Annotated in this window: 3 protein-coding genes and 4 pseudogenes; 5 read left to right on the plus strand and 2 right to left on the minus strand. The window is 60.8% G+C overall.

Going from position 1 to position 4021, the window contains the following annotated elements; translation table 11 throughout:
- Nucleotides 1-456 precede the first annotated feature (456 nt).
- A pseudogene (locus tag BN2476_RS49050) lies at nt 457-774 on the minus strand (amidohydrolase); the annotation flags it as partial.
- 151 nt (nt 775-925) lie between these two features.
- Here BN2476_RS49050 and BN2476_RS43175 point away from each other — a divergent pair.
- Nucleotides 926-1372, plus strand: a pseudogene (locus tag BN2476_RS43175) (Lrp/AsnC family transcriptional regulator); the annotation flags it as partial.
- Nucleotide 1373: 1 nt separating this feature from the next.
- A pseudogene (locus BN2476_RS47640) lies at nt 1374-1605 on the plus strand (4Fe-4S dicluster domain-containing protein); the annotation flags it as partial.
- 72 nt (nt 1606-1677) lie between these two features.
- Here the strand turns inward: BN2476_RS47640 and BN2476_RS46235 are convergent.
- Nucleotides 1678-1869: a hypothetical protein gene (locus tag BN2476_RS46235; protein WP_143811225.1), complete on the minus strand. Its 192-nt coding sequence runs from the start codon at nt 1867-1869 to the stop codon at nt 1678-1680.
- Between the two features lie 182 nt (nt 1870-2051).
- Here BN2476_RS46235 and BN2476_RS43185 point away from each other — a divergent pair, with 182 nt between their 5' ends.
- From BN2476_RS43185 to BN2476_RS49060, 3 genes and pseudogenes are all read left to right on the plus strand, one after another.
- On the plus strand, nt 2052-3239 hold the full coding sequence (locus BN2476_RS43185) for an NAD(P)/FAD-dependent oxidoreductase (RefSeq protein ID WP_087740247.1): 1188 nt from the start codon (nt 2052-2054) through the stop codon (nt 3237-3239).
- A 1-nt stretch (nt 3240) separates the two neighbouring features.
- A complete protein-coding gene (locus BN2476_RS49055; RefSeq protein ID WP_235851235.1) occupies nt 3241-3612 on the plus strand; it encodes a HutD/Ves family protein in 372 nt (123 codons plus the stop codon).
- Nucleotides 3613-3911: 299 nt separating this feature from the next.
- A pseudogene (locus BN2476_RS49060) lies at nt 3912-4021 on the plus strand (electron transfer flavoprotein subunit beta/FixA family protein); the annotation flags it as partial.

The following is a 4021-nucleotide window of genomic DNA, read 5'->3' on the forward strand; positions in this document are numbered from 1 at the left end:
ATCGCTCAGCTACTGCCTCATCGCTGGGCGCCGGTTACCGCCTGATCGCCAGCGGGCACTCCCCGGGGTGCCATTGCCGCGCGCTTACATTAAGACGTGCGCACAGCAGGGAACACCTAGTCGCCGTAGGAATGACAGTCGCCGATCACCCCGTCCACACATCCGTACGGGCGGAATTGCCGTATACGGCTCCTGCCCTTGGGTCGCGACGATCAGACGCTGGTTCGGGTAGGGATGGCAATGTGGGCGCGGGGCAGCCAGAGTGCGTTGAGACGGCTCATAGGCTGCCGGGTCATGCGGTGCTTCTGACTTCGGCGGCGCAGCGTGCGGAACCACAGCCGACCGACGGCTTGACGAAACTGGCCGATACGTGTGCCGTGCTGATACGGGCACCCCAAAGATGAACCGGACAGTACCATTGAAGTCTCGCCTTTGCGCGAGCAATCGCGCCGCTCACAAGATCATCGACATGTGTCCGTCGTGTCCGCATGCACGCATTTTCCGGCAGTTCGTGAAGCATGCTCCCGCTCGTGCGCCTGCTCCGCGATATTTGGCGCATCCATATCGGCGTGGTCCGGTCGCTCGTTTGCCGTCGCCGACCGTCAGATTGGCAACCAGTCCGGTTCCCGCCAATGCCGCGATGAACCTCCAGTCCAAGCGTCTCTCGACGATGTTCGCCACGTAGTCGGAGGTATTCACCTCCTAGCCGGTTTGCGGGTGTTGATGCAGATATCGGCGCCAGCTTTTCAACTGGCCCTGCAGAGTGCTTTCCATTCTCGGACGTCCTTGCGGTGTAAATGCTCTGGAGCGTTGGGCTCGGCGTCGGTTCGTTGCGGCTACGCCCACACCAGTGAAGTCAGTAGCGGAATTCTATTTCGGAACATGGGCAACAAATGCATCTCTTGGTGGCCACTTATGCAAAGATATCTCATTCTGTCCGTCTACTTCGACACGGTGTACTCTCGACCAATTCGATCGGAATCTACTTATGGAGGTGCAACGCGACGCGCAGCTTCCACAGAACGAACTTGGCGCGCGCGTGAACCTGTCGACTGCCGCCGTCAACCGGCGGCTGCGACGCCTCGCGGACGAAGGCGTCATCCAGAACTACACCGCTGTCGTCGCACCGGACAAGGTCGGCTATCCGTTGACGATCATCGCTTCCGTCGAGGTCGAGAGCAAGCAGATCGATTTGCTCGATGCGATGAAGCGCACCTTCGCGCAATGTCCGCAAATCCAGCAGTGCTACTACGTCGCGGGCGAATGGGACTTCGTGCTGGTGATGACAGTGCGCGACATGGACGAGTACACCGCCCTCACGCGGCAGCTCTTCTTCTCGAACAACAACGTCAAGCGCTTCAAGACGCTGGTGAAATCCGGCTGTTCCGATCAATGTCAACCTGCGGCAATATGCGGGGCCCCGAAAGCCGCTATTGCCCGGCTAGCGTCTATGAGTTCGTCGAGACCGGAGATGGTCATGAGCGGCTGGTTATCAATGCGCAGAACTGTGTGAATTGCAAGACATGCGACATCAAGGATTCGACTCAGAACACGGTCTGGGTGCCTCCTGAGGGCGGCGGCGGACCCAACTACACGGATATGTAGCAGCGCGCGTGTTCTATAAACGGCGACCTCCGTTGCAGTCCTGTCCATGCGGTGGATGGTTGGCTGGCTCGACTATGCTCGCCCGCCGCTAAAATAAAAGGCACATGAGGCAATCAGCATCGCCAGGCCGATCACCTCGGAAACCACCGCCGCGCGCGGCGGTGGCAGGAAAAGCCGCAGCAAACAGCGCGCGGTCAGGCAACTTAACAATGCGATCGCGATTGCAGCCATCGCCACCAAAGCACCTCTTGCAATCTCTTGCATCTGATTTTTTCACCCGCCCGGGCACATGGTAAAGCTCCATAGTGCCACGCATCGGACTGCTTCTGTCGCATCGCTCGCGCCTGATCTTCATCTTATGGGCGATTAACAGAATTGCTTATGCAGACGTAGGCCTTCACATTGGAGCGCAGACTGAGCACATCAATTTGACAAAGGGCTCGTCCGTGAACAAGTACGATATGGTTGTGATAGGCGCGGGCGTGATCGGGACGTCTGTTGCCTTTCACCTGTCAAAGCTCGGTGCAAAGCGTGTGCTGTTGCTTGATCGGGCGACAGTCGGCGCCGGCACAACGGCTCAGTCGTCCGGGATCCTGCGTACGCACTATTCGGTAAAGGAAAACGTCGAACTGGCGCGCAAGTCCTGGTCGGTGTTTAACGACTTCCCCAACTATCTCGGAGACGACGAAGCGTCGTGCGGCCTCGTCAAATGCGGCTACATGATCGTCGCAGCCGAGGGTGACAAGCTCAAACCGCTGCGCGCATCGCTCGATCAGCAGAAACAGCAGGGCATTCCGCTCGAACTGCTCGACGCGCGCCAGGCGCAAGAACTGATGCCGATCGCAACCTTCGACGACGCTGCGCTCATCGGCTACGAGCCAGAAGCCGGTTTCGCCGACGCCTATCTCACCGCGACCGGTTTTGCACGCGCCGCGCGTCGCGGCGGCGTGACAATCCGCGAAAACGTCGCCGTCAACAAGTTGCTCATCGAAAATGGAAAGGTAGTTGGCGTATCGACCAGCGCCGGAGATTTCGCGGCCGGCATCGTCATCAGCACGCAAAACATCTGGACGCCGGAACTCGCCGGCTGGACCGGCAAGACACTGCCGATCGCCCCCGAGCGTCACGCGGTACTTGCGCTCGAATGTGCGGAAGCGCCCTACACATTCACGATGCCCGTGTTTAAGGATCTCGCGTCGGAAGGCATGCTCTATTATCGCAGCTACGGCGGCAACCAGATGCTGGTCAGCGAAGGCGTTGTCGGGGAAAAACTGAATACTGCCGACACCGAACAGGGCGACATTCCGATGGACTACATCGTCGACGTTGGCGCGCAGGTCGCGGAGCGGTTCCCCGCCTACGAGACCGCGGGCATTGCGTCGTCGTGGACGGGCGTGTACGACGTGACGCCGGACTGGAATCCGGTGCTCGGCCCGCTGCCAGGCATCGAAGGTCTGGTGGTCGGCTACGGCTTTTCGGGCCACGGCTTCAAGCTCTCGCCGACGGTCGGCAAGATCCTCGCGCAATGCGCGCTCGGTTTGCCGACGGATGTATCGCTCAAACCGTATTCGATCGAACGCTTCACAACCGGCAAGCTCCTGACCGGCAAGTATGGGCTCGGCGCCGTCTCCTGACGTGAAGGCACCTGCCGGCCTTGCGATCCGGCCGCTCACGTCGTTCGCATCGCAACCTTGGCGCAACGGCGGCGGCACCATGCGGATGCTCGCGGAAGAAGTCGACGGCGGCTGGCGCATCAGCCTCGCGGATGTCGAACGCGACGGTCCGTACTCGCGGTTCGCCGGCATGACGCGCGTGTCGCTCGTCATGCAAGGCGCAGGTGTCACGCTAGACGATGGCGCGACGCGCGTCGAACTGCAACCCGGTCGCCCATCCGAATACGACGGCGGCGCCACCTGGCAGGCCACGTTGCGCGACGGCCCTGTCGTCAAGCTCAACGCGATGGCCGCGCGCGGGCGCTACCGCGCGCACATCACGCCGCTGTACTAAGCGGCGTATGTGCAGGCCGGCTGCTTCGTAGTTATTGTGACGCTGTGCGGCAGTTGCATCGTTAGCGCGACAGACGGCGAAGATGCTATTGCGCTCGACGCTGCGCACGTCGCGACGCGGCTCTCCGACGGCCCTGCGCTCGATCTTGCGCCGTCGCGCGACGAAGACGACGGCAAAGTGTCAACCGAAGCACCAACAGATGCCCGCGCGCCATACGGTGCGCTTGTCATCATCGAACCCGTGTCACGCGGCTCGCACGCCGCGCACGCCGACTCTCTCCCGAGCAAAGGAAAGCATGCGTGAAGGTTATGGCAGCAGTGAAGCGTGTTGTCGATTACAACGTGAAGGTTCGCGTGAAGGCGGACCAGACGGGCGTCGATATCGGCAATGTAAAGATGTCGATGAATCC

The sequence above is a fragment of the Paraburkholderia piptadeniae genome, from assembly GCF_900007165.1.
Classification (GTDB): Bacteria; Pseudomonadota; Gammaproteobacteria; order Burkholderiales; family Burkholderiaceae; genus Paraburkholderia; species Paraburkholderia piptadeniae.

Excerpts from the sequence above, each read along its gene's own strand:
- BN2476_RS46235 (WP_143811225.1), bottom strand. The coding sequence starts at position 1,869 with ATGCAAGAGATTGCAAGAGGTGCTTTGGTGGCGATGGCTGCAATCGCG.